The following is a 25,582-nucleotide window of genomic DNA, read 5'->3' as shown; positions in this document are numbered from 1 at the left end:
ATTTGAAATACTCAAAAAGAGTATATAATAAAAAAGAAAACCGCACTAACATTAAGCTAGTGCGGTTTTTCTTGAATTAGTTTGCTATAGGATTATCCTACTGTCGCACGCTTAAAGCCTGTAACAGAAACATCTCCGTAAGATGCAACGTATTTTGCAACATTGATTTTCTCGTCTTTGATGAAATTTTGGTCCAATAAACATTGTTCTTGATCCAAAGTAGTGTTATCAGAAACGAATCTTTCTATTTTACCAGGAACAATTTTATCCCAGATTTGCTCTGGCTTGCCTTCAGCTTTCAATTGTGCTTTCGCGTCTTCTTGAGCTTGAGCCATAACTTCGTCAGTTAATTGAGCCATTGAAATATATTTAGGAACGTTTTTAAGCGTTTTTCCTAAACGACCAAGTTCTTCGTTGTCTTTTTCAATAACAGCAATTCTAGCTTCTGTTTCAGCAGCAACGAACGCAGGGTCAAAATCTTTGTAAGACAAAGTTGTTGCACCCATTGAAGCTACTTGCATAGAAACATCTTTTCCTAAAACTTCAGCAGAATCTACCTTAGATGATAAGCCAACTAAAGCAGCAATCTTATTAATATGAACATAAGTTCCAACATATGGAGCTTCTAGTTTTTCGAAAGCAGTGATTTCTAATTTCTCACCAATAACTCCTGTTTGCTCAATTAATTTTTCAGCAACAGTCATTCCTCCAAAATCAGCATCTAAAAGAGCTTCTTTAGAATCACAGTTCAAAGCTATATCAGCAATTTGATTTGCTAATGCTAAGAAGTTTTCGTTTTTTCCAACAAAATCAGTTTCACAACCTAATACGATTGCAACACCAACTGTTTGGTCAGCATTCAATTTTGAAACTGCAGCACCTTCAGATGAATCTCTGTCGGCTCTTTTTGCAGCTACTTTCTGTCCTTTTTTACGAAGAACTTCAATCGCTTTGTCAAAATCTCCTTCAGCTTCAACTAAAGCATTTTTGCAGTCCATCATTCCTGCGCCAGTAGCTTGTCTTAATTTGTTTACTTCTGCGGCTGTAATTTTTGCCATCTTGTGTCCTATTTTTCAATTTGCTCTAAGATAGAGTGAATTCTCAGCTCTATCTTAAAACAAATGTTATGTTATTATTTTATTTACTATAAGGTAAAATAGAAATTATTCTACGCCTCCTTTAGTATTGTCTTGCCATACTTTAAGCTCGTCCCATTTACCATCGGCAGCCATTTTAGCTTGCTTTGGCCATGAAGTTGGATCAAGGTGTGCCATTCTAGAACTTGCCTCAGTAAGGATTTCTTTAATTTTTTCTGGATTACCTTCAGCTAATTTAGCGTAAGAATCAAAACCGGCATTAACTAATGCTTCAGCGGCTTTTGGACCAATACCTTCTACTTTAGTAAGATCAACAGGTGCGCTATCTTTAGCAACTGCTTCTTTAGTAGCTTCAACGTTTACTGTAGGTTCAGGTGTTTTAGCAACAACTGGCGCAGCTTTAGTATCTACTGCTTCAGGAGTAGGTTTAGCAGCAGATTTTTCTTTTTTGTCAGCTTTAGGCTCATCAGAACCTTCTTTACCTGATTGTTTTTCAGATTTACGCTCAGCAAGACCTTCTGCAATTGCATTGGTTACTTCTGTCATGATAATATCGATTGATTTTGAAGCATCATCGTTAGATGGAATCAAATAATCAACATCTCTTGGGTCAGAGTTAGTATCTACCATTGCAAAAATAGGAATGTTCAATTTTTGAGCTTCCTTAACAGCAATGTGCTCACGCATAGTATCAACAATGAACAAAGCGCCAGGTAGACGTGTCATTTCAGAAATAGAACCTAAGTTTTTTTCTAATTTAGCACGAAGACGATCAACTTGTAGACGTTCTTTTTTAGACAAAGTCATGAACGTACCGTCTTTTTTCATACGGTCAATAGTTGCCATTTTCTTTACCGCTTTACGAATGGTAACGAAATTGGTCAACATACCACCAGGCCATCTTTCTGTGATGTAAGGCATGTTTACGTTTGCTACTTTCTCAGCAACGATATCTTTTGCTTGTTTTTTCGTAGCTACGAAAAGAATTTTTCTTCCAGATGCAGCAATTTTTTGAAGAGCCTCATTAGCCTCGTCTAATTTTGCAACTGTTTTGTAAAGATTGATAACGTGAATACCGTTACGCTCCATGTAGATGTAGGGCGCCATGTTAGGGTTCCACTTTCGTGTAAGGTGACCAAAATGTACACCTGCTTCTAATAACTGTTTTACTTCGACTTTCGCCATTTGAATTTAGTTTACGTTCTTATGAATTGGCAATGCCTAAGTGGTATTCCTTTAAAAAAGGAAAGCCTCAAGCATTTAGATGCTAAACTATCGGTGCCTTTAAACATGAGATGTTCTCAGGTCTCCCGAATAACTATTCTCTAAAAGAAAATAGTATTTAATTTATCCGCTTAGAGCGAACTTTCAATGAACTTTGATTAAAAAATATAAAAAATGATACCCACCAAAGGGCGGGTATCGATATAATCGTATTGTAATATTAACGTTTAGAGAACTGGAATTTCTTACGAGCTTTCTTCTGTCCGAATTTCTTACGTTCTACCATTCTAGGATCACGAGTTAATAAACCTTCTGGTTTAAGAACTAATCTGTGCTCCTCGTCAATCTCACACATAACTCTAGAAAGAGCTAAGCGTATAGCTTCTGCTTGACCAGTAATACCACCACCGTATACGTTTACACTTACGTCGTAAGTTTCTTCGTTTTCGGTAAGAGCAAAAGGTTGTTTAACCTTGTACTGAAGAGTAGCCGTTGGGAAATAATCGTTAAGATCTCTCTGGTTTACGGTAATGTTTCCTTTACCTTCTGAAACATACACACGAGCAACCGCTGTTTTTCTTCTGCCGATTTTATGAATGATCTCCATTACTTAAATTCTTTTAAATTGATAACCTGTGGTTTTTGTGCTTCATGATCATGAGCAGTTCCAACAAAAACTTTAAGGTTTCTGAAAAGTTCAGCACCTAATCTGTTTTTTGGAAGCATACCTTTAACCGCTTTTTCTACGATTTGCTCAGGTTTCTTAGCCAAAAGCTCTTTCACAGAAGTAGCACGTTGGCCACCAGGGTAACCTGTGTAACGCAAATAGGTTTTATCATCCCACTTGTTTCCGGTCAAATTGATTTTCTCAGCATTGATAACAATCACATTATCACCACAATCAACATGAGGGGTGAAATTTGGCTTATGTTTTCCTCTAAGCATTTTGGCGACTTTAGAAGCCATGCGGCCTAAAGTCTCTCCTTCTGCATCAACTAATAGCCATTGCTTATCAACGGTTGCTTTATTGGCAGAAACGGTCTTATAACTTAATGTATCCACTACGGTTACTTTTTAATTAAACACTTCAATCCCGTTAAACGGGCTGCAAATGTACACTAATTCTATTGAAAAACAAGTGGTGTTTCACTATTATTTTTAGTTAAAAACGCTCTTGTTCAATTTCTTGGGCGAATTTAGACAAAAACCAAGACTTAGAACGAATGTTTCTTGGTAAATGAAAATTATTTGAGAGACTAGGAGTGAGTAGTGGTATTTTAAATCCAATTAGGAATAGACCTTAATATATAAGGTGCCTCAAAAAATTAAAAGGAAAATAAAGCTTTATTGTTTGTAGAACTTGGTATGAACTTTTTGTTCATTAGAATGTATGGTAATGATATATACTCCAGAATCAAGAGAAGACACAGGTATGCTTATTGCGTTTCTACGAATCTCCCAAGAATGCGAAAGTACCGTATTACCGTAAATATCCATTATAGATATATCTGCTTTGGCTGTGTTTTTTAGGCCTAGAAGATTTACCACATTACTAGCAGGGTTAGGGAATACCTTTACTTTTTTTTCTGAAGACACAGTTGTATTGTGACCAATACTACGTTCCGTACCATCCTGTGCTTGGCTGTTACAGACGAAAAAAAGAATGATAAAAAGTGATGCTAATGTTTTCATTTCAACTTTACTATACCCCAATTCTGTTTCGAATAGGGGTGTAAAAGTAAAAATGAAAAGCCCGTTCAACGAATAATTGTTGTGAAACGGCGGCTTTTGTATGTAAAAAGTGTTAGAGTTTGTTAACGTAAAAAGATTTCCGTTTTTATAAAGCGAGAAGGAAGGATTGCAATTTTACGAGGGTTATAATTCAATTCACTTTTATACTTAAAAATTGAATTCGGTATTACTTGTAGATGAATTACCACGGCTATCTACTGTTACAACCCTTATGTAATAGGTAGTGCCGTATTCTATTGATTGGGCAGAAATACTAACAAGGTTCGTTTGAGAGAGCAATATTTCTGGTGCTGCTGTTTTGCCCCAGTAAAAATCATAACTAACTATATCATTATCTAAATCTGTACTGGGCCAATCTATTTTAACTGTGCCGTCAGTATTGTCGGTTATACTTATTTCGGCAGGAAATGGCGCAAAATTGTCTTCCGCGATTCCTTCCGAATAGAAGCTCCAGGCCGTGCTTTTTTCTTCTTGATCCTCTAACACCGCAGTAACACTCCAAGAGAATTGTGTGTCTTTGGGTAGTGTAACAGATTTTGACTCCGTATTTGAGGTTGTAGAAATCACTTTTCCTGTATTTTGATTTGTTATATCTAATTTATAAGAAGAGGCACTGGTTGATTTTGACCATAGAAACTCTATGGCTAATTCATCGTTTATCTGGTCTTCTCCTTCTGTACAAATTAGGTTGTTGTCGGGAAACACCAGATTAAAGGCGCCAAGTTCTGTTTCAGGAATTGCAGGTAAAATTTGATCAATTAAATCTTCTTTATTCCCTTTGCATGCAGCAAGCAAAAATAGGCAACACGTAAACTTTAGTAGGTTTTTCATTTTCTTACAATTTTAGTTTGAACGTCTTGGCTATCTGAAAGAATGCGTACTATATAAGTGCCAATGGGCAAGTTAGCTAGTGATACAGTAACGGAAGAGTTATTGATTTTTTGTTCAATTTTTTTGAGCATTTTTCCGTTAAAGGTATAGATTGTAATAGTAGCTTTTTCAGTATTTTCAACACCTGTAATTGTTGCACTGTCAGTAGTTGGATTTGGAAAAGTCCGAACTGTATTTAGGAGAACGTTTTCAACATATTTCCCTTGACATTCTTTGTCGGTTATTGCTACTATAGTATTTAAGCCATCTTCTAGTTTAAACGATAATTCTTGGTTTCCCGTATTTCCGAAGGTATAATTAAACTCTTTTTGATTAACCTTAAGGGAATAGTTTTTGCTTCCTGAGACTACTAGTTTACCTGTTTTTTTGCCATTATCTATATTGATTTTGCCAGATTTAAAATCTTCTGGGGTTTCAACTTGGACCGTGTAACATCTTTCGAAAGTTGGAAATTCGGGTATGGTAACACAAACATTGTAGGAGTCAGCAGGTAAGTCAGAACGAACCAGCCCAGTTGATCTACTGATATTGTCAAAGGTGTTATCCAGTAGACTGGCAGTTATCTGAACTGTATATAAATAATCTTCGTCAAAACTTACTGAAATTTCACCATTTTCAGAATTTTGACAAGTTATACTGGAAACTTTTACCTGAATACTTTCATTAGGTATATTAGGTTCAGAAGGTGATGTCAAGGTACAACCATTTGTATCTACAATTTCTCCTGTTGTCGTGTTAGGGCATTGGTCATTATCGTCTGTGACACCGTCGTCATCCGCATCATTGTTTACGTCTACCGGACAACCGTTCGCATCTACTGTAATATTTGTAGGCGTGTCGGGACAATTGTCAAGGTCGTTGGTCACTCCGTCATTATCATCATCTAATTGACTTTCAGAACATCCATTTGCATTTACTGTTTCTCCTGTTGGTGTGTTAGGACAATTATCATTTGCATCTGTAACATCATCATTATCTGCATCATTATTAACCACTACCGGACAACCGTTCGCATCTGCTGTAATATTCGCAGGCGTGTCGGGACAATTGTCAAGGTCGTTGGTCACTCCGTCATTATCATCATCTAATTGACTTTCGGAACATCCATTTGCATTTACTGTTTCTCCTGTTGGTGTGTTCGGGCATAAATCATTAGCATCTAAGACACCATCATTATCGGTGTCTGCCAATGCCTCTCCAAGTACTCGCATATTGTCAACCTGAATAATTCCTGTAATTGTAGTGTTTGACCTAAAAAGAAGTTTAAAAATATGCTCTTCGTCAACATCGTTGGTGTCAAACTGGAACGATACTGTATGCCAAGTATTATCACTTACAAAACTAAAATACTCTTGGGCTATCCGAATTCCAAAAGAGTTTCCATCTTTTGTAACCTGAAGCTCTGCACTAACATTGTCTCCTCTTTTTATTTTATAATCAAAACTATATGCATATGACGTGGTTGTTGCCAATTGTATAGGAGTGGTATTTTGTAGTTCTGTTTTAAATTGTAAAGAATTGTCTAGATCAAGTTCCAAAGAATAGTCGCCATCTGTAGCTTCGGTATTTCTAATAATACTATTAAAATTGGTTATTGTCCATTTATCTGGAGTTATAGGTGAGCCTGACCAATTTTCAAAACTAAAATTTTGTAAATAATTGACCTGACCTGTATTATTTACAATGGTACATCCATTTGTGTCTACCGTTTCACCTGTTGGAGTGTTAGGGCAGTTATCATTTGCATCTTCTACGCCATCGTTATCTGCATCATTGTTTGTTACTACGGGACAACCGTTCGTATCTACCGTGGTATTTGCAGGTGTGTTGGCGCAATTGTCAAGGTTGTTAGTTACTCCATCATTATCATCATCCAGCTGACTTTCGGAACATCCATTTGCATTTACTGTTTCATCTGTTGGGGTGTTAGGGCATTGGTCATTATCATCTGTAACACCGTCATCATCTGCGTCATTATTAACCACTATGGGACAACCATTAGCATCTACTGCAGTATTCGCAGGTGTATTTGCGCAATTGTCCAGGTCGTTAGTTACTCCATCATTGTCGTCATCTAATTGGCTTTGAGAGCACCCATTTGCGTTTACTGTTTCTCCTGTTGGGGTGTTAGGGCATTGGTCATTATCATCTGTAACACCGTCATCATCTGCATCATTATTAACCACTATCGGACAACCGTTCGCATCTACCGTGGTATTTGCAGGTGTGTTGGCGCAATTGTCTAGATTGTTAGTTACTCCATCATTATCATCATCCAGCTGACTTTCTGAGCACCCATTTGCATTTACTGTTTCTCCTGTTGGTGTGTTTGGGCAATTATCAGAGTTGTCGGTTATTCCGTCATTGTCATCATCGGATTGAGAAGAGGAACACCCGTTTGTATCTACTGTTTCTCCGATCGGTGTGTTTGCACAGTTGTCATTGTTATTGGTTACTCCGTCATTGTCATCATCTAATTGACTTTGCGAACACCCTCTAGAACTAACAGTTTGACCTGTTGGTGTATTTGGACAATCATCATTTATGTTTGTTACACCATCATTGTCTGTGTCATCATTCTTAATAAGTCGAATTCCATTTCTTGATAATGTTAAATCTGTTGCTATTGAATTTGTTATTTCACAGTCGTAAATTTGACCATCCGCATCAGATGTAGCGATGTTATTTATGGTATAAGTGGAGCTATTTGCGCCAGCTATATCTATATTGTTTCTTTGCCATTGATAAGAATTGTTAGCGCTGGAAGTTTCTGTCACTGATAACGTAACACTTTCTCCAGCATCGACATTCACAGGGATATCAAGTTCTGTGTCAATTTTACGCTGGTTGTCATAATTGATAATACTTGGATTGGCACTATTTTGAAGAGTATTTTGCAAATCTTCAAATATAAAAGCATTATTGCGGATAGAAATTGTTGTTAGGGTTGTAGAATTAAACACAGGAACTTCACCAGATAAACTATTAGTACTTAAGTCTAAAGTTGTTAGGGAGGGTAAATTTACTAGTCCTTCGGGAATACTTCCGGTAAAACCTTCAAAAGACCTTTCTCCACCGGCTCTAAAAGATTCCAGTTTACTGAGGTTTTCCAGGCTTTCTGGAATATTTCCCGTAATCTTATTATTATCAAAAGTTATTCTTGTAGCCTCTGTTAAATCACCGATTTCATTTGGAATTGGACCTTGAAGATTATTGGCCCTAAGGTTAAGCCAAAGAACTCTGCCAGAACTAAGTGTAACACCATGCCAATTGTCAATGTTTTCATCGTTTAAATCCCAGGTGGTATCCCAATTGGCTCCATCTGTAGAATTATATATTGCGATTAAAGCTTCCCTGTCAGGATTAGTTGCTTCGCCCAGTAATTTGAGATTATCTAATATTATCTCTGCTCCAACACCATTTGCTGTAAGCTCTATATCTACAGAATGTTCTGTTGCAAAAGAAGTTGTGAAGTCAAAAGTGAGCGTATGCCAAGCACCATCCTCTGGTGGGTTTTGTGACTCTGTTTTTACTTGAATACCTCCATCCCGTAAAATGTAAGCGGTAATGCCTTGTACCGTTGCTGTGCTCGTTACCTTATAATCTACGGAAAATGTATAGGTAGTATTTGCTAAAAGGTCAATGTTGTTAGTGCCTATAGTCTCAAAACTAGCCTTATAAGGTCCGGAACGTTCTGTTAAAGGAATTTTAATAGCAAAACCGCCATCATTTGCATCAGTAGTTTTGGAAAAGCTTGGAGCAGTTAATATATCCCAATTAGATGGTTTCTCTGGAGAACCAGACCAATTTTCTAAACTGCCATTTTCAAATAGATTAGTTTGTGAAAAAGAAAAAACTGACCAAAAAAATACTATTAGAAGCGCGAGGGAACTTTTGATCATGGGGTTGAGATATGTTAAAGAAAAACTAACGTAAGATAAACCCTAATATTCTGGTAACCACAATTTTTTCGACGAAACACCCTTTGTAATTATCGTATCTTCCTCAAAATTAGGCTCAATGCGCCTCTAGCCAATCTTGCCCAATACCAACTTCAACATCTAATGGAACCGATAATGTGTAAGCATTTTCCATTTCCGATTTGATGAGAATTTTTAATTCTTCCAGCTCGGGTTTGAAGATGTCGAAAACCAATTCATCATGTACTTGTAAAAGCATTTTGGATTTGTAGTTGCCTTCGTCAAGTTTTTTATGGATGTTAATCATTGCTATCTTAATAATGTCAGCAGCACTACCTTGAATAGGGGCGTTTACGGCATTACGTTCCGCAGCACCACGAACTATGGCATTACTTCCGTTAATATCTTTTAAATAACGTCTTCTGCCTAGAACAGTTTGGACATATCCATTATCACGAGCAAAATTTATTTGATCGCTCATATAGCTCCGAAGCTTTGGATAGGTTTTGTAATACGTCTCAATTAATTCTTTGGCTTCCGCACGAGATAAGTCAGTTTGATTGCTCAATCCGAATGCTGAAACTCCATAAATGATTCCGAAGTTTACCGTTTTGGCATTACTTCTTTGTTCGCGAGTTACCTCTTCAATAGGTACATTAAATACTTTTGAAGCAGTAGAAGAATGAATATCTTCTCCATTCTTGAAAGCTTCAATCATGGTAGTCTCTTCACTCAATGCAGCAATAATACGTAATTCAATTTGAGAATAATCCGCAGCTAATAAAATGTAGTTTTCATCGCGAGGGACAAAGGCTTTACGAACTTGGCGACCTCTTTCGGTACGGATAGGAATATTTTGTAGGTTTGGGTTGTTACTACTCAAACGGCCGGTAGCGGCAACGGTTTGCATATAATCTGTATGTACTCTTCCAGTTGTTGGTTCTACTTGTTCTGGTAATGCATCTACGTAGGTGCTTTTTAGCTTAGCTAGCCCACGGTAATCCAGTACATTTTTAATGATTTCATGGTCTTTGGCTAAATAAGAAAGCACATCCTCGGCTGTAGAAAACTGACCTGTTTTGGTCTTTTTGGGTTTGTCTACCAATTTCATTTTGCTGAAGAGAATTTCGCCTAGTTGCTTTGGTGATGCTATATTAAACTCTTCACCAGCTGCTTCATAGATTTTTTCTTCCAGATTTTTAATATCATTGTTAAGGTCTTCGGAAAGGGAATTCAAGAATTTCTCATCTAGATTGATGCCTTCTAGTTCCATATCCGCTAGAACATGTAGCAATGGAATTTCAATATCTTTAAAAAGAATGTCAGTCTTTGCCTCTGCAAGTTCTGGTCTAAAATGTTCCGCTAATTGAAAAGTGATGTCGGCATCTTCTACTGCATATTCCGTTTGCTTTTCCAAAGGAACATCACGCATGTTCAATTGGTTCTTTCCTTTTTTTCCAATAAGTTCGGTTATTGAAATAGGGGTGTAGTTTAAATATGTTTCTGAAAGTACATCCATATTATGGCGCATATCAGGGTTGATAAGGTAGTGCGCCAACATAGTATCAAAGAACATGCCTTTTACCTTAATAGCATACTTATCTAAAACCTTGATGTCATATTTAAGGTTCTGGCCTATTTTCTCAATGTTTTCTGCCTCAAAGAAAGGACGTAAAATCTCTATAAGTTCTTGGGCCTCTTCCTTGTCTTCTGGAAATGGAATATAATATCCTTTTGTGGCCTCCCAAGAAAAAGCAATACCTACAAGTTGAGCCTCTAATGGATTTAACGAAGTGGTTTCCGTATCAAAACAAACAGAAGTCTGTTTCATTAGATTTTGAACAAATAGTTTCATGGCCATACCAGGAGCCACACTTTGGTAAACGTGAGATATGTCTTTAATCGTTTTTCTACTAGAGCTGTCTGTTATTGTAGCAGCACTTGCGCCATCGCCTCCAAAAAGAGAGAATTGTCCGCTGCCGGCAGATGATGATGTTGATGCTTCTTTTTTTGCCGTATCAGTACTTGCGACTTGTGTTTGAGGTTCTACTTCTCCTGAAAATATTTTAATGAACTGATCTTTTAACCGTCTAAATTCAAGTTCTTCAAAAATGACTTGTACTTTTTCGCTGTCGGGAACAGACATTTCGTAATCTTCTGCATTGAAGGTAACATCGCATTCAAGACAAATAGTAGCTAGCTTCTTAGAAAGAAGACCAAGTTCTTTATTGTCTTCTACTTTTTCTTTCATTTTGCCTTTCAGCTTATCGGTATTAGCTAAAAGACCTTCCATAGAGCCAAATTGCTCAATAAATTTCTTAGCGGTTTTGTCACCAACTCCTGGTAATCCAGGTATATTGTCACTAGCATCACCCATCATGCCCAAGTAATCAATTACTTGTTCGGGGCGCTCTACGCCAAAACGTTTCTGTATTTCTGGAATACCCCATATTTCTATGCCATTACCCATTCTAGCAGGGCGATACATAAATATGTTCTCCGAAACCAACTGACCAAAATCTTTGTCAGGAGTAACCATAAAAACTTTATAATCTTCTTTTTCGGCCTGTTTTGCCAAAGTACCAATAATGTCATCTGCTTCCCATCCTTCCAGAACGACTGATGGAATATGCATTGCCTTAAGTATATCTTGTATATAAGGTATCGCAATTTTTATAGCATCAGGAGTCTCATTTCGGTTTGCCTTGTATTCTGGAAATAATTCGGTACGCTCGGCGCTTCCTCCTTTATCGAAACATACGGCCAAATGATCTGGTTTTTCACGTTTAATGACATCAAAAAGTGAATTCATAAAACCCATAATGGCTGAAGTATCCATACCCTTAGAATTTATTCTTGGGTTTTTTATAAGGGCATAATAACCACGAAAAATAAGTGCGTAGGCGTCTAGTAAAAAGAGTCTTTTCTGTTCTGGCATTTTATAGTTTTTCAAAAGGTTCCAAAGCTAGTTAAGTTTTTGAATTCTTTTTAGTGTTTTAAGATTTGATATAACTTTTAGAAGGATTATTTACGTGTCCCTCTTCAGAATACGACCGAAAAGTGAAACCAGGGTGGATGCAATAGCTCCCTGTTTCTCCTTTTTTGTTGATGGCTATAAACCCGATTTGGAAATCATTTCGACCTTTATTTTTTGCCATAATTCGTTCTACACCTTCTTTACAGGCTTCTTGAGGTGATTTTCCTTGTCGCATTAATTCTACAATAAGAAAACTACCAACGGTGCGGACCACTTCTTCGCCCACACCTGTTGCCGTAGCGCCACCAATCTCATTATCAACAAAAAGTCCAGCTCCTATAATTGGAGAGTCGCCTACACGGCCAGCCATTTTATATCCCATGCCGCTAGTAGTGCAAGCACCAGAAATATCGCCATTGGCATCTATGGCAAGCATGCCTATAGTGTCATGATTTTCAATGTTTATAATGGGCTTGTATTTTGAGGTCTTTTTCCATTCAATCCATTCTTGTTTTGATTTCTCGGTAAGGAGGTTGGTTTTCTTGAACCCCATTTCATAAGCAAATTGTTCAGCCCCTTTTCCGGCAAGCATAACATGCGGGGTTTCTTCCATGACCTTCCGGGCAACTAAAATAGGATTGGCTATATTTTGCATGGCCAGTACGGCACCACAATTGCCATCTTTATCCATAATACAGGAATCCAAAGTAACATTGCCATCGCGATCAGGTCTGCCGCCAACACCAACGGTTTGGTTATCTACATCATTCTCTTCTACCATGACACCTTCAGTTACGGCATCTAATGAAGAGCCGCCTTCTTTTAATACGTCCCATGCTTTTGAAGAGGCATTAAAAAAATCCCAAGTACATATTACAATGGGTTTTGCCGCAGCTATATTGTTCGTGATTTGATCAGGAGATATTTTGGTTTGGGCCGCCAATAAAGGAGCTGAAATTAAACCGGCCGTTGCGGCAGTCGAATTTTTTAAGAACTTTCTTCTTTGCATGGTCTTGAGATTTCTATTTTAGGCGTAGTTTTAAAATGCCACTTGGGCATTAAATATAAGTAAAATGCTAGTAGAAGTCTGTGCCAATTCCTTGCAATCTGCATTAAATGCCCAAAAGGCTGGTGCCCACCGTATAGAGCTTTGTTCTGAACTTGCCGTGGGTGGGATTACGCCATCCTATGGTTTATTAAAAAGCGTTCGTGAGCGAATTTCTATTCCGGTTCATGTATTGATTCGTCCCAGGAGTGGTGATTTTTCATATACTATGGATGAATTTGAAATTATGAAGGAAAACATAGCCCTTTGTGCCAAACTTGGTTTTGAAGGTATTGTTTCAGGTGTTTTAAAAGCGGATTTTTCGGTAGATACTAATCGAACCAGGGAACTGATTGAAGCTTCAGGAAGTTTGAAGTTTACTTTTCACCGAGCATTTGATTGGGTGGAAGATCCTTTTGAAGCTTTGTCACAATTAGAAGCATTAAATGTTGATTATATATTAACATCAGGCCAGCAGAAATCCGCTCCTGAAGGATTGGGTCTTTTGAAAAGTCTTCATGAGAAAGCTTCAACTTGTTCTATAATGCCTGGGGGAGGGGTGCGGTCAGCAAATGTTATGGATTTTAAAAACGGAGGTTTTAACGCTGTTCATCTATCGGGAGCAAAATTTTTAAGAACCTTGCCCGATACTGATAAGGTTTCCATGAATTCCCCTTCCTTTTTACGAGATACAGAAATTGCTGTAACTGACTCAGAAACAATCATAGATATAGTAAATAGGGTTAAATAAAATCTAATTGGGGCGATCCTAAAGCTAGATTAAAATACCTTTGTGGTTATGCTACGTTGGATTATATTTATTATCGCTTATGTTGTAATGGGCCTCTATACTTTGCAGGCTTTAAAAACTGTAACCAGGTACCCTTGGGTATACTACCTTTTTATTACGGTAGCTGTTATGGTGTTAGGGAATTTTATCTATCAATTTACATTTGGGGAGGAAGAAGGAAGGGTGCTTAGTAGGCCAAAAAGTTATGCTTTCGGGTTTTTGCTAACCGTTCTGTCTTTTGAGTTGGTGACTATATTGTTCCTGTTTTCTGAAGATATCTTTCGGTTTTTGTCTAGTGTTTACTTTAAATTTTCGGGAGAATCAAAGCAATTTACTTTGCCGGAACGTCGCAAATTTTTGAGTATAATTGGTCTTGGTTTAGCTTCAATTCCTTTTGGTGCATTGCTTTATGGAATGTATAAAGGGAAATATAATTTTAAAGTTCTTAAATATAATTTGGAGTTTGATGATTTGCCCGATGGTTTTGATGGTTATCAAATCACCCAAATATCCGATGTGCATAGTGGTAGTTTTGATAATAGAAAAAAGATTGAATACGCCATTGATCTTATTAATAAACAAAAAAGTGATGTTATTCTTTTTACTGGTGATTTAGTAAACAATATGGCTACCGAAATGGAGCCTTGGGCTGACCTTTTTGCAACTCTTGACGCTAAAGATGGTAAGTTTTCCATTTTAGGGAACCATGATTATGGAGACTATGTAGATTGGGATACAGAAGAAGCTAAGCATCAGAATTTAGAGGATTTGAAAACTCTTCAGCATAATATAGGTTTTGATCTTTTATTGAATGAAAACAGATATTTACAGAGAGGCAATGATAAGATTGCTTTGGTAGGTGTTGAAAACTGGGGTAGAGGCGGCTTCAAAAAAGCAGGTGATCTCAAAAAGGCAGTTGCCAATATTGATAAAGACGATTTTAAAATACTTATGAGTCATGACCCATCTCATTGGGAAGATGTGGTGTTGCATGATGATTATCATTATCACCTTACATTAAGCGGTCATACACATGGTATGCAGTTTGGTATAGAAATACCCGGTTGGATAAAATGGAGTCCTGTAAAATGGCGTTACAGGTATTGGGCGGGTATTTATAAAGAGCTTGGTCAGTATATAAATGTAAACAGAGGTTTTGGTTTTTTAGGGTATCCGGGTAGAGTTGGTATTTGGCCTGAGATAACTGTAATTACGCTTAAAAAGAAAGCTTAACACGATTTTAACGCCTCCAAAAGTCTATAAAATTGGGGCTATAGGTGGCAATTTAACAATTTTTCTTACTTTTGGCTCTTAACCCAATAACTACTTATGTCAAAGTTTGGTGAACTAATAGATTTAAAAATTCCTGTTCTTTTGGATTTTTATGCAGATTGGAACGAGCAATCTAATGCAATGCATGCCGTTTTGCGCGATGTAGCTGCTGCCTTAGGTGATAAAGGCAAGGTAATAAAGATTGATGTAGATAAGAATAAAGAGCTTGCTCAGGCACTTCGTGTTAAAGGGTTGCCTACTTTAATGATTTACAAGAAAGGTGAAATGGTATGGCGCCAGAGTGGAGAACAAGATGCTAATACGCTTATTGGAATTCTAAACGAATACCTATAGTCTTTACAAATATTTTTTCTCATGAAGTCTCAGGGTGATTTTATCCTCTTCATATTAAAATAAAAAAAAACGCCGCTACATATTGAATGTAGCGGCGTTTTTTAGTTCGCTTAAATGCGATGAACTTAATTGGCACTGGGCACTAGAGCCGTGTCCAATGTCTTTTCCTCTGTAGTTGCTGCATCTATCGCAGTGGTATCTGAAATAGAAACACCATCTTCTAAATCTGGATTCTGACTAGGCTCCATATCGTCTTCTTTTAGGATATTATCTTTATAGAAATGCTGAAACTTGTCTATATATTCATTGAATATCAAGGTTTCTTTTTCGGCCATGTCACGATCATTATTGCCTATTAGAATATCTATGTTTCTTCTATATCCTTCCATGTCGGCTATGATTTCGTCTATTTTCTCATACTGCTCTTCCAAAGGTATACCTGAGTAGTAATCCAGACGATCTTGGTAGATATATTTCAATTTACCAAAAAGCTCTCTTGCTTTGGTGGTTTCACCAACTTTATAATAACCGTCAACAAAAGGTTCAACAAATGTATAGTATCCAAAATCTTCTACTGGAAGGTTTTTAATAGAGATGTCTATGATGTTCTTAGCTCTCTCTATGTCATCTTCTTTCAGTAGTTGCTCAAGTAGTCTAGCTAAGTTACTACGGTAAGACAGCCCTTGAATACGAGTTTGCGGATCATGGTAGATGTCTTCGCCGGAGTTGCCCCAATCCCAATTGGTAACTACATCGTACATAAGGTCAGAATCTATACGTCCCATTTCAAAAGAATTTCTTCGTTCTGTCTTAATGGGTACTAATTTGTAGGCCATTCCATCCAGTTGTAAATAGTCTTTCATCCAAATAAATTCGGCATCATCAAAACTACCTCCAGAGAAGTAAATAGGGCGTTTCCAATCGTTATTAGCAATGATGTCTAACATCATCATACTCTTTTTGGTAATGGCACTTTTAGGTAAATCAATATCTATATAGTCAACTATTAACGCTGAATCCTTTTCTTTTACCAGTCCACTTTCTAGAACATTCTTTTTGTTTACTGGTATACGAAGCAGATTCGTAGGGTAATAAACAATGTTTTGACTACTTTCAGAATACGCATCTAAATCAATATTTTCTTGCCTTTCTAAAATGTACTTCAATTTAGTTTGCGGATTATCGCTATCTACCCACTTTATGAAGTCTTGAATAGACCAACGGCTTTCAGATATTTTTTTGTTGAAAAGTGGATCTACCGTTTGGAAGTATAATACGTCACGAGATCCCCAACGGTACTTATCATGTGCAATTTGTGAAGGTATAGCTTCACTTTCGTAGGCCTTTCTCTTCATCTGGTCAATATACCAATCGGTTTCAAAAAGACTGGTACAGATAATACGCACATCTGTTCGGTAACCTTCAATTTCTTGAGCGTACCAGAGTGGGAAGGTGTCGTTATCTCCAATAGTAAAGAGTATGGCGCCAGTATCTTCTTGACAAGAATCTAAGTAGGCTTTAGCCGATGAATTAGCGGTAAAACGATTAGATCTATCATGGTCGTCCCAATTCTGTATTGCCATTACCGTAGGAACGGCCAAAAGACATACTATAGTTACAGCTGGTGCCAGTATTTTTGGAGTGAGGTACTTTTTAAGTTCGTCAAAAAGACCGTAAACCCCAAGACCTATCCATATTCCAAAGACATAAAAAGAACCTACAAGTGAGTAATCTCGCTCACGTGGTTGAAAGATGTATGGATTGGTATAGAACTGTATAGCCAGACCGGTGAATAAAAAGAATATTAAAAGTACCCAAAACTGTTTTGGGTTTTTGCTTATTTGGAACAAAATCCCCACAATACCAAGTATTAGGGGTAAAAAGAAATACGTATTTCTGGCTTTGTTGTTCTTGACTTCATCGGGTAGGTTGTCTTGACTTCCTAAACGTGGACTGTCAACTAAGTCAATACCACTAAGCCATTCTCCGTTTCCGTTGTATCGGCCTTGAACGTCATTATTTTTCCCGGTAAAATTCCACATAAAATAACGCCAGTACATGTATCCAAACTGAAATTGTACCATATACTTCACGTTCTGCCAAACTGATGGCGGCTGTACTTCAATATAATCGCTAAACCTTCTTAGAAAGCTAATATATTGTTCAGCATCTATTTCGCCATTGGCAAAACCATCCTTTACTTGTGATACCGCTTTTCTTAACTCTTCATTAGATTGGGTCATCTTAAAATCTAATGGGCCAAAATAACGCATGTAATTTTCAGCATTTTGACCACTCCACATACGTGGTAGAAAGCCAATATGTTTAGGGTCGTCTCCCGGGACAGCACCTTTGTAGTAATTTACGATTACGTATTTACCTGTTTTTTCGTCTTTTTCATATTTAGGGGCCTCATCCTTGTCTTCGCCACCTGCTCCAAAAGTATTGGAGTAGTAGGTTCCGTAAACAGGACTATCAACACCTGGGTATTGTTCACGATTGTAATAGGCTAGCAAAGCACGTGCGTCTTCTGGGTTGTTTTCGTTGATTACCACTCTTGCGTTTGCACGAATAGGAAGCATCATCCAAGAAGAGAAGCCTAAGAATAGAAACATCAAACAAAGAACAATGGTGTTTGCTATTTTAAAATTATTCTTACGGGTGTAGTTTAATCCAAAATAGAATGTGGCAATAAATATGAGCCCCATAATGATGGTTCCTGAGTTAAAAGGAAGACCAATATTGTTGATAAAGAAGACTTCTGCCCAGCCAAAAAGGTTTAAGACATAGGTTAGGGAGAATTTGTAAACCAACATCAATACCGCAATTACGGCAATGTTTGCAAGAAGAAAGTTCTTTACGGTTGTTGTTTCATACTTTTTGAAATAGAAAAGTAATCCAATTGATGGTATGGCTAAAAAGCCCATAAACTGAACACCAAAAGTAAGCCCGACTACATAAGAAATAAGAACGATCCATTTATTTCCTCTTGGATTATCAAGATCATCTGTCCATTTTAGACCTAGCCAAAGTAACAGCGCCATTAAGAAACTGGCCGTAGAATACACTTCGGTCTCAACTGCATTAAACCAAAAGCTATCAGAAAATGTGAAAGCAAGAGAGCCAACAATACCGCTACCAAAAATGGCAATGGCCTTACTGTTGGTAATAATATCATCTTTACGCTTTATAAGTTTTTGGGTAAGATTAGTAATCGTCCAAAACATGAAAAGAATAGTGAATGCACTTGATACACCTGATACGTAATTCACCATTCTCGCCACTTGATCCTGCTCAATAGCGAACATTGCAAAAAAGGCACCAATCATCTGGAGCAGTGGTGCTCCGGGTGGATGACCTACTTGAAGTTTTGCAGATGTGGCAATGTATTCACCGGCATCCCAAAAGCTGTTCGTGGGTTCAACGGTAATTGCATAAGTAATTAGGGCTATAAAAAAGACGGACCATCCAAGAAGATTGTCCCATTTTTCGAAGTTCTTTGAAAACATGTACTATGAGGTTTTACCAATGCGGCGAATTTACTAATTTATATAGATATGGATGGTCATTTTTGATAAACCTTTAACAAGCTCTTTGTAAGACGAATTTAGCTTTACCTGCACTTACCGCCTTGTGAGTGGGTCTTGTGCGATAGAAATGTAATTTTTTATTAATTTTATAATGCTGAAAATCTGTGAGTTGTGGAGATTTTAAATTTTTGTTGTAAAAAATGTTTGTGTAAACGAAACTTTGTTTTAAATTTGCACGCTCAAATGCTGAACTTGTTTCAGCGATATTTACGGTAATGGCCTATGGTGTAATTGGCAACACAGCTGTTTTTGGTACAGTCGTTCTAGGTTCGAGTCCTAGTAGGCCAACAGAAATTTAAAAACCCGATACTGCAAAGTATCGGGTTTTTTTATTTTTATCCTAGATAGTAGTGTGGTCCAGGCCTGTGTCTTCTGTCTCTCCGGAAGTATCTTCTTCGTTTTTTGTGACTTCTTTGTTTGTTTCTGTTTTTAGTATTTCGGAGTTATGTTCGTTAAGTTGGTCTTCAGCTTCGTTACGGGCTAAAATTTCTTCATCAATCTCGTCTAACATCGTGCCCATTTTCTTTTTGTCCCGTATCATGGCCCAGGTCATAATCAAACTAGTGGCAATAATAACAAACAACAAGATTCCAGATTCAAAGCCTGCAACTTCAGCTTCTACCGGAATAGCGTAAAACAATAGTATGGTAATCAGTCCTCTTGGGGCTATAAAGGCTTGTGGTAAAATATCTTTTCCAATGAAGACCCGTAAAATAAGGAAGCGAATAACGTAAATAGATGCAATGATTAGAATACTGACCATAGCAACATTAAGGCTCATAAGTGAGGCAAGTACAATGGTAACTCCAAAAATTACGAAGAAAAAAGTACGGACAACAAAAGCTGTTTCTAGGGTGATGATGTGTAGTTCGTGAAAAACTTGTTGCATCTTTTCCTTTTCAAGAAAAATGGCAGTCTTACCGGGAAAGAACAGTTTTACGTTCGCAATCACCAAGCCGAATATTAAAATTATGATAAGTGAGGAAAGGTGCATTTTTTTTCCAATAGCGTATAATAGAAGTAGTACGGCTATCAATAAAAATTGTTTGGCCTGACTTTTAATTTTCTGAAAAATTAGAACTAGCGCGTAACTGGCAATTATGGCAATGACTATGGTTAAGACAATGTTTCCTGCAAAAGCAACGGGTCCAGAGTCAGTTTCTGGGTCTAGCCCTCCAGTAAGGAAGTAGAACATCATAATACCCATGATGTCCGAAAAGGTACTTTCGTAAATATGGAATTCTTTCTTTTCTTCTTTTAGGCTGCTTACGCTTGGTATGATTATAGCGCTCGATAGTATGGAAAGGGGAGTGGCGTATAGCCATGCAGACTGCATGGTCATGCCGTCAATAAACTGATAAAGTACAAGGGCGGCTACCCATGCAGAGGCAACAAGCCCAATGAGTGCAATAGCCATAGATTTAAGAATGGGTACTAGTTTTTCGCGTTTTAGCTCAAGTTCTAGAGCAGCTTCAAGTACAATCATTATTAATCCAACTGTTCCTATTATCTCTAAAGTGCCACGAAGATTTTTTTCGAAATCTATTTCGGTACCCAGTACATATTTAAGACCAAATTGTAGAGCAACGCCCAGAACGATAAGCATAAGTACAGATGGGATATTGGTCTTTTTTGAGATGCCGTTGAACCAAAACGAGATAATAACTATGGCAGAAGCGCCAATAATCATATTGTAAGATGAGAGTATTTCCATGGTTGTTGGTTTGATTGAGGTGTTTAAAAGTAATATTAAATAGTTAATTTAATATGAATTGATATGATATAGAACTCTTTAGGTGAATCGGATATTGCGGGAAACAAAAAAATTGTATATTTGCAGGACTGAAAGGATATAAAAGTATTCATGAGGGGACAATTTAGTCCTCTTTTTTATTTCTAAATGTTATGTTGAAGAGTAAGGTTGAAGCCCTTTTAAATGATGCCCTAGAAGAAGATGGCTCATTGTTTTTAATCGATTTTTCGATATTAGCAGACAACACCATAAGAGTGGTTTTGGATGGTGATGAAGGGGTTACAGTACAAGACTGTGTGAGAATTAGTCGCGCAATCGAGAATGAATTAGATAGTGAGGAGTATGATTTTTCGTTAGAGGTTACTTCTTCAGGAGCGGCATCCCCGCTAGTAATGCCTAGGCAGTATGTAAAGAATATTGGTCGAAAGCTTGCGGTGAGAACGCCAGGGGGTGAGTTTGAAGGGAATTTAATCGGAACTAACGAGGAGGGTATTGTGCTGGAATGGAAGGCACGGGAACCCAAACCTATTGGAAAAGGTAAAGTTACAGTTCAGAAAAAAGAGCAAATCAATTTTTCTGATATTAAAGAAGCAAAAGTCATTTTAAAATTTTAAAGGTAATAGTAGCATAATGGAAAATATTGCACTGATTGAGTCTTTTTCGGAATTTAAAGACGACAAATACATAGATAGAGTAACCTTAATGGCCATTTTGGAAGATGTTTTCCGAAGTGCTCTTAAGAAGAAATTTGGTTCTGATGATAATTTTGACATCATTATCAACCCTGATAAAGGTGATTTAGAAATTTGGAGAAACCGTATAGTTGTAGAAGATGGTGAGGTAGAAGAACCAAACGAAGAGATATCGCTTACGGAAGCACGTAAAATTGAGCCGGATTTTGAAGTTGGTGAAGATGTTTCTGAAGAAGTGAAGCTTATAGATTTGGGAAGAAGAGCTATTTTGGCACTTCGTCAAAACTTGATTTCTAAAATTCACGAGCACGACAATACAACCATTTACAAGCACTTTAAGGAGCTTGAAGGTGAGATTTATACTGCAGAGGTGCATCATATTCGTCATAAAGCAATTATTTTGCTAGATGACGAAGGCAATGAGATTATTTTACCAAAAGATAGACAGATACCATCTGACTTCTTTAGAAAAGGAGATAATGTTCGTGGTGTAATAGAGAGTGTAGAGTTAAAGGGTAGCAAACCAACGATTATTATGTCTAGGAGCTCCCCTAAATTTTTGGAACAATTATTTTTTCAAGAAATTCCAGAAGTTTACGACGGTCTTATTACAGTTAAAAAGGTTGTACGTATACCAGGAGAAAAAGCAAAAGTTGCTGTTGATTCATATGATGACCGTATTGATCCGGTAGGAGCCTGTGTAGGTATGAAAGGCTCTAGAATTCACGGTATTGTTCGTGAATTGGGTAACGAAAATATTGATGTTATCAATTGGACGGCCAACCCGCAGTTAATGGTAACAAGGGCGTTGAGTCCTGCAAGAGTATCTTCAGTGAAGTTGAATGACGAGAAGATGACGGCGCAAGTTTACCTAAGACCGGAAGAAGTTTCTAAAGCTATTGGTCGTGGTGGGCACAACATTCGATTAGCTGGTCAGTTAACTGGTTATGAGATAGATGTGTTTAGAGAAGGTGTTGAAGAAGATGTAGAGTTGACAGAGTTTAGAGATGAAATTGATGCTTGGATTATTGAAGAATTCAAGAAAATAGGATTAGATACAGCTCGTAGTATTTTAGAGCAAGATGTAGCTGATTTAGTAAAACGTACCGACTTGGAAGAGGAAACTATTTCAGAAGTTGTGCGTATTCTGAAAGAAGAATTAGAAGATTAGCTATGAACTCGTCATGGGTTTTAATACTTTAGCGGAAAATTCTGCTAATGTGTTGGATTGTGAAACCGCATTGGAGTTCTGTATATTAGCAAGGATTAAAGAGAATTAGGAGAAAGTATTTATGGCAGACATTGCAAAAATTAGGCTTAATAAGGTCCTCAAAGAGTTTAATATTTCTTTGGATAGGGCGGTTGATTTTCTTGCCTCAAAGGGGCATGATATCGATGCGCGACCTACTACAAAGATTTCCGATAAGGTTTACGAAGTACTTCAAGGAGAATTTCAGACCGATAAGAGCAAGAAAGTCGCCTCCAAAGAAGTAGGTGAAGAAAAGCGTAAGGAAAAAGAGGCTTTGCGATTGCAGTTAGAGCAAGAGCAAGAAGACAGACGTACGGCTAGAGAAAAACGTGCTGCTGAGGCAGAGAAAACTCTGGTAGGCAAAGTTGAACTTCAAGGCCCTAAGACAGTCGGTAAGATTGATCTGGATGCTGATAAGAAGCCTAAAGCTGCTCCGGCACCTACTCCCGCTCCTGTTGAGGAAAAAGTAGAAAAAGTAGAGAAGATAGAAAAAGAGGTTGTCGCCGAGGTTGAAAAACCAAAAGAGGTAGAGCAGCCAAAGAAGGTAGAAGAGAAACAACCTGTTGTTGAAGAGAAGCCTGCAAAAAATATAGTTGAAAAGCCTAAGGTCATTGCAAAAATTGATCTTGATGCTGTTAAGAAGCCAAAAGCTAAGCCAGCTCCTGTTGTGGAAAAAGCTAAAGCTCCTGAAGAAAAGAAAGTAGAGGAGGTTAAAGCTGAAGCTCCTGCTCCAGTAGCAGAAGGGTCAACGGAAGAAGCTTCTGAAGAGAAGAAGGATGATGGCGTCTTAACTACCAAATACAAGAAACTTACCGGTCCTAAAATTACGGCTAAAATTGACCTTTCTCAGTTTAATAAGCCTAAGAAGAAGAAAGAAGATGCTAAAGCAGGTTCTGATTCTAATGCTGATCGTAAGAAGAGAAGAAGACGTATAGTAAGTAGCCCAGGAAGTAATACCAAGCCTAATGCACCAAGACCTCGTGGTACTGGTCCAGCAGCTAGGAAAAGTCCAGGTGGAGGAAATTCACGTTTTGGAGCTCCTAAGGTGGAGCCTACTGAAGTAGATGTACAAAAACAGATTAGAGAGACTCTTGAGAAATTACAGGGTAAATCTAAAAAAGGTAAAGGAGCCAAATACAGAAGAGATAAAAGAGATCAACACCGTCAACAAACGGAAAAAGATCTTGAACAGCAAGAATTAGAGAGCAAAGTATTGAAGGTTACAGAGTTTGTAACTGTTGGTGAAGTTGCTACCATGATGGAAGTTTCTACTACCGAAATTATTTCGGCATGTATGTCTCTTGGTATTATGGTTACGATGAACCAACGTCTAGATGCTGAAACTCTATCTATAGTTGCGGAAGAGTTTGGTTTTGAAGTTGAATTTGTTACAGCAGACCTTGAAGAGTCTATAGAAGTTGAAGCAGATGCTCCGGAAGATTTAAAATCACGTGCACCTATCGTTACAGTAATGGGGCATGTGGATCACGGTAAAACATCGTTATTGGATTATGTTAGACAAGCTAATGTAATTGCAGGTGAAAGTGGTGGAATTACACAGCACATTGGTGCTTATGGTGTTACACTAGAAGGTGGTCAGAAAATCACATTTTTGGATACACCGGGTCACGAAGCCTTTACCGCGATGCGGGCAAGGGGTGCTCAGGTTACAGATATTGCAGTTATTGTAATTGCTGCGGATGATTCAATCATGCCACAGACCAAAGAAGCAATAAGCCATGCGCAAGCAGCGGGTGTGCCAATTGTATTTGCAATAAACAAAATAGATAGACCAGCAGCAAATCCTGAGAAAATTAAGGATAGCTTGGCTCAAATGAATTTGTTGGTAGAAGACTGGGGTGGTAAAATACAATCACAGGATATTTCAGCAAAAACAGGTGAAGGTGTAAAAGAATTACTTGAAAAAGTATTGCTAGAAGCAGAATTGTTAGAGCTTAAATCTAATCCAGATAAGAGAGCTAACGGTACTGTTGTTGAAGCATTTTTAGATAAAGGACGTGGTTACGTTTCTACTATATTAGTTCAAGGGGGAACCCTTAAAATTGGTGATTACGTTTTGGCGGGTACCAATAGTGGGAAGGTTAAGGCCATGCAGGATGAACGTGGAAACATCGTTAAGGAAGCTGGTCCGGCTACACCAATATCTATTTTAGGTCTTGATGGTGCGCCACAAGCAGGTGATAAGTTTCACGTACTAGAGGATGAAAGAGAGGCTAAGCAGATTGCTACCAAGCGTTCGCAATTGCAGCGTGAGCAGTCAGTTAGAACTCAACGTCATATTACTCTAGACGAAATTGGAAGAAGAATTGCTTTAGGTGACTTTAAAGAACTGAACATTATCTTAAAAGGTGATGTTGATGGGTCTGTTGAAGCATTGACTGATTCGTTCCAGAAATTGTCTACTGAAGAAATTCAAGTTAATATTATACATAAAGGTGTTGGTGCGATTACCGAATCTGATGTGTTGCTAGCTTCTGCGTCTGACGCAATTATTATTGGGTTTAATGTAAGGCCAATGGGTAATGCTAGAGATGTAGCAGAGAAAGAGGAAATTGATATCAGAATGTACTCTATTATCTATGATGCTATTAATGATCTTAAAGATGCTATGGAGGGAATGCTTTCTCCGGAAATCAAAGAGGAGATTACTGGTACCGCAGAGATTAGAGAGACCTTTAAGATATCAAAAGTTGGTACAATTGCTGGTTGTATGGTTACAACAGGTAAGATATACAGAACTGCAGGGATGCGTCTTATAAGAGATGGCGTTGTTGTTCATACTGGTGAGCTATCTTCTTTGAAACGTTTCAAGGATGATGTTAAGGAAGTAGCTAAAGGTTATGATTGTGGTCTTCAGGTGAAGAACTTCAATGAGATAATGGAGGGAGATATTGTAGAGACCTTCAGAGAGGTAGAAGTTAAGAAGAAGTTGAAGTCTAAATAAACCTAGGTTTA

17 protein-coding genes and 1 tRNA gene are annotated in these 25,582 nt (G+C 37.7%); 7 read left to right on the top strand and 11 right to left on the bottom strand.

Annotated elements, in window-relative coordinates; translation table 11 throughout:
- Positions 1-92: 92 nt before the first annotated feature.
- The 9 genes from tsf to HW347_RS14765 form a co-directional block, all read right to left on the bottom strand.
- On the bottom strand, positions 93-1,058 hold the full coding sequence (gene tsf, locus HW347_RS14830; RefSeq protein WP_214612546.1) for a translation elongation factor Ts: 966 nt from the start codon (positions 1,056-1,058) through the stop codon (positions 93-95).
- A gap of 105 nt (positions 1,059-1,163) precedes the next feature.
- Positions 1,164-2,282 carry a 30S ribosomal protein S2 gene (gene rpsB, locus HW347_RS14825; RefSeq protein WP_214612545.1) on the bottom strand — a complete coding sequence of 373 codons (1,119 nt, stop codon included), beginning with the start codon at positions 2,280-2,282 and terminating at the stop codon, positions 1,164-1,166.
- A gap of 259 nt (positions 2,283-2,541) precedes the next feature.
- A complete protein-coding gene (rpsI, locus tag HW347_RS14820; RefSeq protein ID WP_214612544.1) occupies positions 2,542-2,928 on the bottom strand; it encodes a 30S ribosomal protein S9 in 387 nt (128 codons plus the stop codon).
- Positions 2,928-3,383: a 50S ribosomal protein L13 gene (rplM, locus tag HW347_RS14815; protein ID WP_162524431.1), complete on the bottom strand. Its 456-nt coding sequence runs from the start codon at positions 3,381-3,383 to the stop codon at positions 2,928-2,930. The genes rpsI and rplM overlap by 1 nt, the downstream gene beginning before the upstream one ends.
- A gap of 282 nt (positions 3,384-3,665) precedes the next feature.
- On the bottom strand, positions 3,666-4,013 hold the full coding sequence (locus tag HW347_RS14810) for a T9SS type A sorting domain-containing protein (RefSeq protein WP_214612543.1): 348 nt from the start codon (positions 4,011-4,013) through the stop codon (positions 3,666-3,668).
- A 207-nt stretch (positions 4,014-4,220) separates the two neighbouring features.
- Positions 4,221-4,904 (bottom strand): fibronectin type III domain-containing protein, encoded by a 684-nt coding sequence (locus HW347_RS14805; protein WP_214612542.1) that lies wholly within the window; start codon positions 4,902-4,904, stop codon positions 4,221-4,223.
- Positions 4,901-8,866: a thrombospondin type 3 repeat-containing protein gene (locus tag HW347_RS20790; protein ID WP_317195322.1), complete on the bottom strand. Its 3,966-nt coding sequence runs from the start codon at positions 8,864-8,866 to the stop codon at positions 4,901-4,903. Before HW347_RS20790 ends, HW347_RS14805 begins: the two co-directional genes overlap by 4 nt.
- 115 nt (positions 8,867-8,981) lie before the next feature.
- Entirely contained in the window at positions 8,982-11,822 is a 2,841-nt protein-coding gene (gene polA, locus HW347_RS14770) for a DNA polymerase I (RefSeq protein ID WP_214612541.1), read from the bottom strand.
- 58 nt (positions 11,823-11,880) lie between these two features.
- A complete protein-coding gene (locus tag HW347_RS14765; protein ID WP_214612540.1) occupies positions 11,881-12,870 on the bottom strand; it encodes an isoaspartyl peptidase/L-asparaginase family protein in 990 nt (329 codons plus the stop codon).
- 64 nt (positions 12,871-12,934) lie between these two features.
- On the opposite strand from HW347_RS14765, the gene HW347_RS14760 reads away from it, so the two are divergent.
- The 3 genes from HW347_RS14760 to HW347_RS14750 all read left to right on the top strand — a co-directional run bounded on the left by HW347_RS14760 (position 12,935) and on the right by HW347_RS14750 (position 15,322).
- The gene (locus HW347_RS14760; protein WP_214612539.1) at positions 12,935-13,657 is read left to right on the top strand and encodes a copper homeostasis protein CutC; all 723 of its coding nucleotides are present in this window, start codon (positions 12,935-12,937) and stop codon (positions 13,655-13,657) included.
- Positions 13,658-13,705: 48 nt separating this feature from the next.
- On the top strand, positions 13,706-14,929 hold the full coding sequence (locus HW347_RS14755; protein ID WP_155594820.1) for a metallophosphoesterase: 1,224 nt from the start codon (positions 13,706-13,708) through the stop codon (positions 14,927-14,929).
- A gap of 96 nt (positions 14,930-15,025) precedes the next feature.
- Positions 15,026-15,322: a thioredoxin family protein gene (locus HW347_RS14750; protein ID WP_155594819.1), complete on the top strand. Its 297-nt coding sequence runs from the start codon at positions 15,026-15,028 to the stop codon at positions 15,320-15,322.
- A 125-nt stretch (positions 15,323-15,447) separates the two neighbouring features.
- On the opposite strand, the gene HW347_RS14745 is transcribed toward HW347_RS14750, so the two are convergent.
- On the bottom strand, positions 15,448-18,831 hold the full coding sequence (locus tag HW347_RS14745) for a glycosyltransferase family 117 protein (protein WP_214612538.1): 3,384 nt from the start codon (positions 18,829-18,831) through the stop codon (positions 15,448-15,450).
- 297 nt (positions 18,832-19,128) lie between these two features.
- Between HW347_RS14745 and HW347_RS14740 the strand changes: the two genes are divergently transcribed.
- A tRNA-Gln gene (locus tag HW347_RS14740) sits at positions 19,129-19,200 on the top strand.
- Positions 19,201-19,252: 52 nt separating this feature from the next.
- On the opposite strand, the gene HW347_RS14735 is transcribed toward HW347_RS14740, so the two are convergent.
- Positions 19,253-20,626, bottom strand: a complete 1,374-nt coding sequence (locus HW347_RS14735) for a cation:proton antiporter domain-containing protein (RefSeq protein ID WP_214612537.1) — start codon at positions 20,624-20,626, stop codon at positions 19,253-19,255.
- A gap of 191 nt (positions 20,627-20,817) precedes the next feature.
- Here HW347_RS14735 and rimP point away from each other — a divergent pair, with 191 nt between their 5' ends.
- From rimP to infB, 3 genes are all read left to right on the top strand, one after another.
- A complete protein-coding gene (gene rimP, locus HW347_RS14730) occupies positions 20,818-21,279 on the top strand; it encodes a ribosome assembly cofactor RimP (RefSeq protein WP_214612536.1) in 462 nt (153 codons plus the stop codon).
- Between the two features lie 16 nt (positions 21,280-21,295).
- Entirely contained in the window at positions 21,296-22,528 is a 1,233-nt protein-coding gene (nusA, locus tag HW347_RS14725) for a transcription termination factor NusA (RefSeq protein WP_155594815.1), read from the top strand.
- Positions 22,529-22,649: 121 nt separating this feature from the next.
- Positions 22,650-25,571, top strand: coding sequence for a translation initiation factor IF-2 (infB, locus tag HW347_RS14720; protein WP_214612535.1), 2,922 nt, complete (start codon positions 22,650-22,652; stop codon positions 25,569-25,571).
- The last annotated feature ends 11 nt before the right edge of the window (positions 25,572-25,582 follow it).

Source organism: Zobellia barbeyronii, assembly GCF_018603515.1.
Lineage (GTDB): Bacteria > Bacteroidota > Bacteroidia > Flavobacteriales > Flavobacteriaceae > Zobellia > Zobellia barbeyronii.
The sequence above is the reverse complement of the archived record's forward strand: the minus strand, read 5'-3'. Positions and strand labels throughout refer to the sequence as shown.

Bases quoted from the DNA above. Each gene is read 5' to 3' on its own strand.
- rimP (WP_214612536.1), top strand. From the start codon at position 20,818: ATGTTGAAGAGTAAGGTTGAAGCCCTTTTAAATGATGCCCTAGAAGAA.
- HW347_RS14750 (WP_155594819.1), top strand. From the start codon at position 15,026: ATGTCAAAGTTTGGTGAACTAATAGATTTAAAAATTCCTGTTCTTTTG.
- tsf (WP_214612546.1), bottom strand. From the start codon at position 1,058: ATGGCAAAAATTACAGCCGCAGAAGTAAACAAATTAAGACAAGCTACT.
- rpsB (WP_214612545.1), bottom strand. From the start codon at position 2,282: ATGGCGAAAGTCGAAGTAAAACAGTTATTAGAAGCAGGTGTACATTTT.
- nusA (WP_155594815.1), top strand. From the start codon at position 21,296: ATGGAAAATATTGCACTGATTGAGTCTTTTTCGGAATTTAAAGACGAC.
- HW347_RS14745 (WP_214612538.1), bottom strand. From the start codon at position 18,831: ATGTTTTCAAAGAACTTCGAAAAATGGGACAATCTTCTTGGATGGTCC.
- HW347_RS14735 (WP_214612537.1), bottom strand. From the start codon at position 20,626: ATGGAAATACTCTCATCTTACAATATGATTATTGGCGCTTCTGCCATA.
- HW347_RS14760 (WP_214612539.1), top strand. From the start codon at position 12,935: ATGCTAGTAGAAGTCTGTGCCAATTCCTTGCAATCTGCATTAAATGCC.
- polA (WP_214612541.1), bottom strand. From the start codon at position 11,822: ATGCCAGAACAGAAAAGACTCTTTTTACTAGACGCCTACGCACTTATT.
- infB (WP_214612535.1), top strand. From the start codon at position 22,650: ATGGCAGACATTGCAAAAATTAGGCTTAATAAGGTCCTCAAAGAGTTT.
- HW347_RS14755 (WP_155594820.1), top strand. From the start codon at position 13,706: ATGCTACGTTGGATTATATTTATTATCGCTTATGTTGTAATGGGCCTC.
- HW347_RS14765 (WP_214612540.1), bottom strand. From the start codon at position 12,870: ATGCAAAGAAGAAAGTTCTTAAAAAATTCGACTGCCGCAACGGCCGGT.
- rpsI (WP_214612544.1), bottom strand. From the start codon at position 2,928: ATGGAGATCATTCATAAAATCGGCAGAAGAAAAACAGCGGTTGCTCGT.
- HW347_RS14805 (WP_214612542.1), bottom strand. From the start codon at position 4,904: ATGAAAAACCTACTAAAGTTTACGTGTTGCCTATTTTTGCTTGCTGCA.
- HW347_RS14810 (WP_214612543.1), bottom strand. From the start codon at position 4,013: ATGAAAACATTAGCATCACTTTTTATCATTCTTTTTTTCGTCTGTAAC.
- HW347_RS20790 (WP_317195322.1), bottom strand. From the start codon at position 8,866: ATGATCAAAAGTTCCCTCGCGCTTCTAATAGTATTTTTTTGGTCAGTT.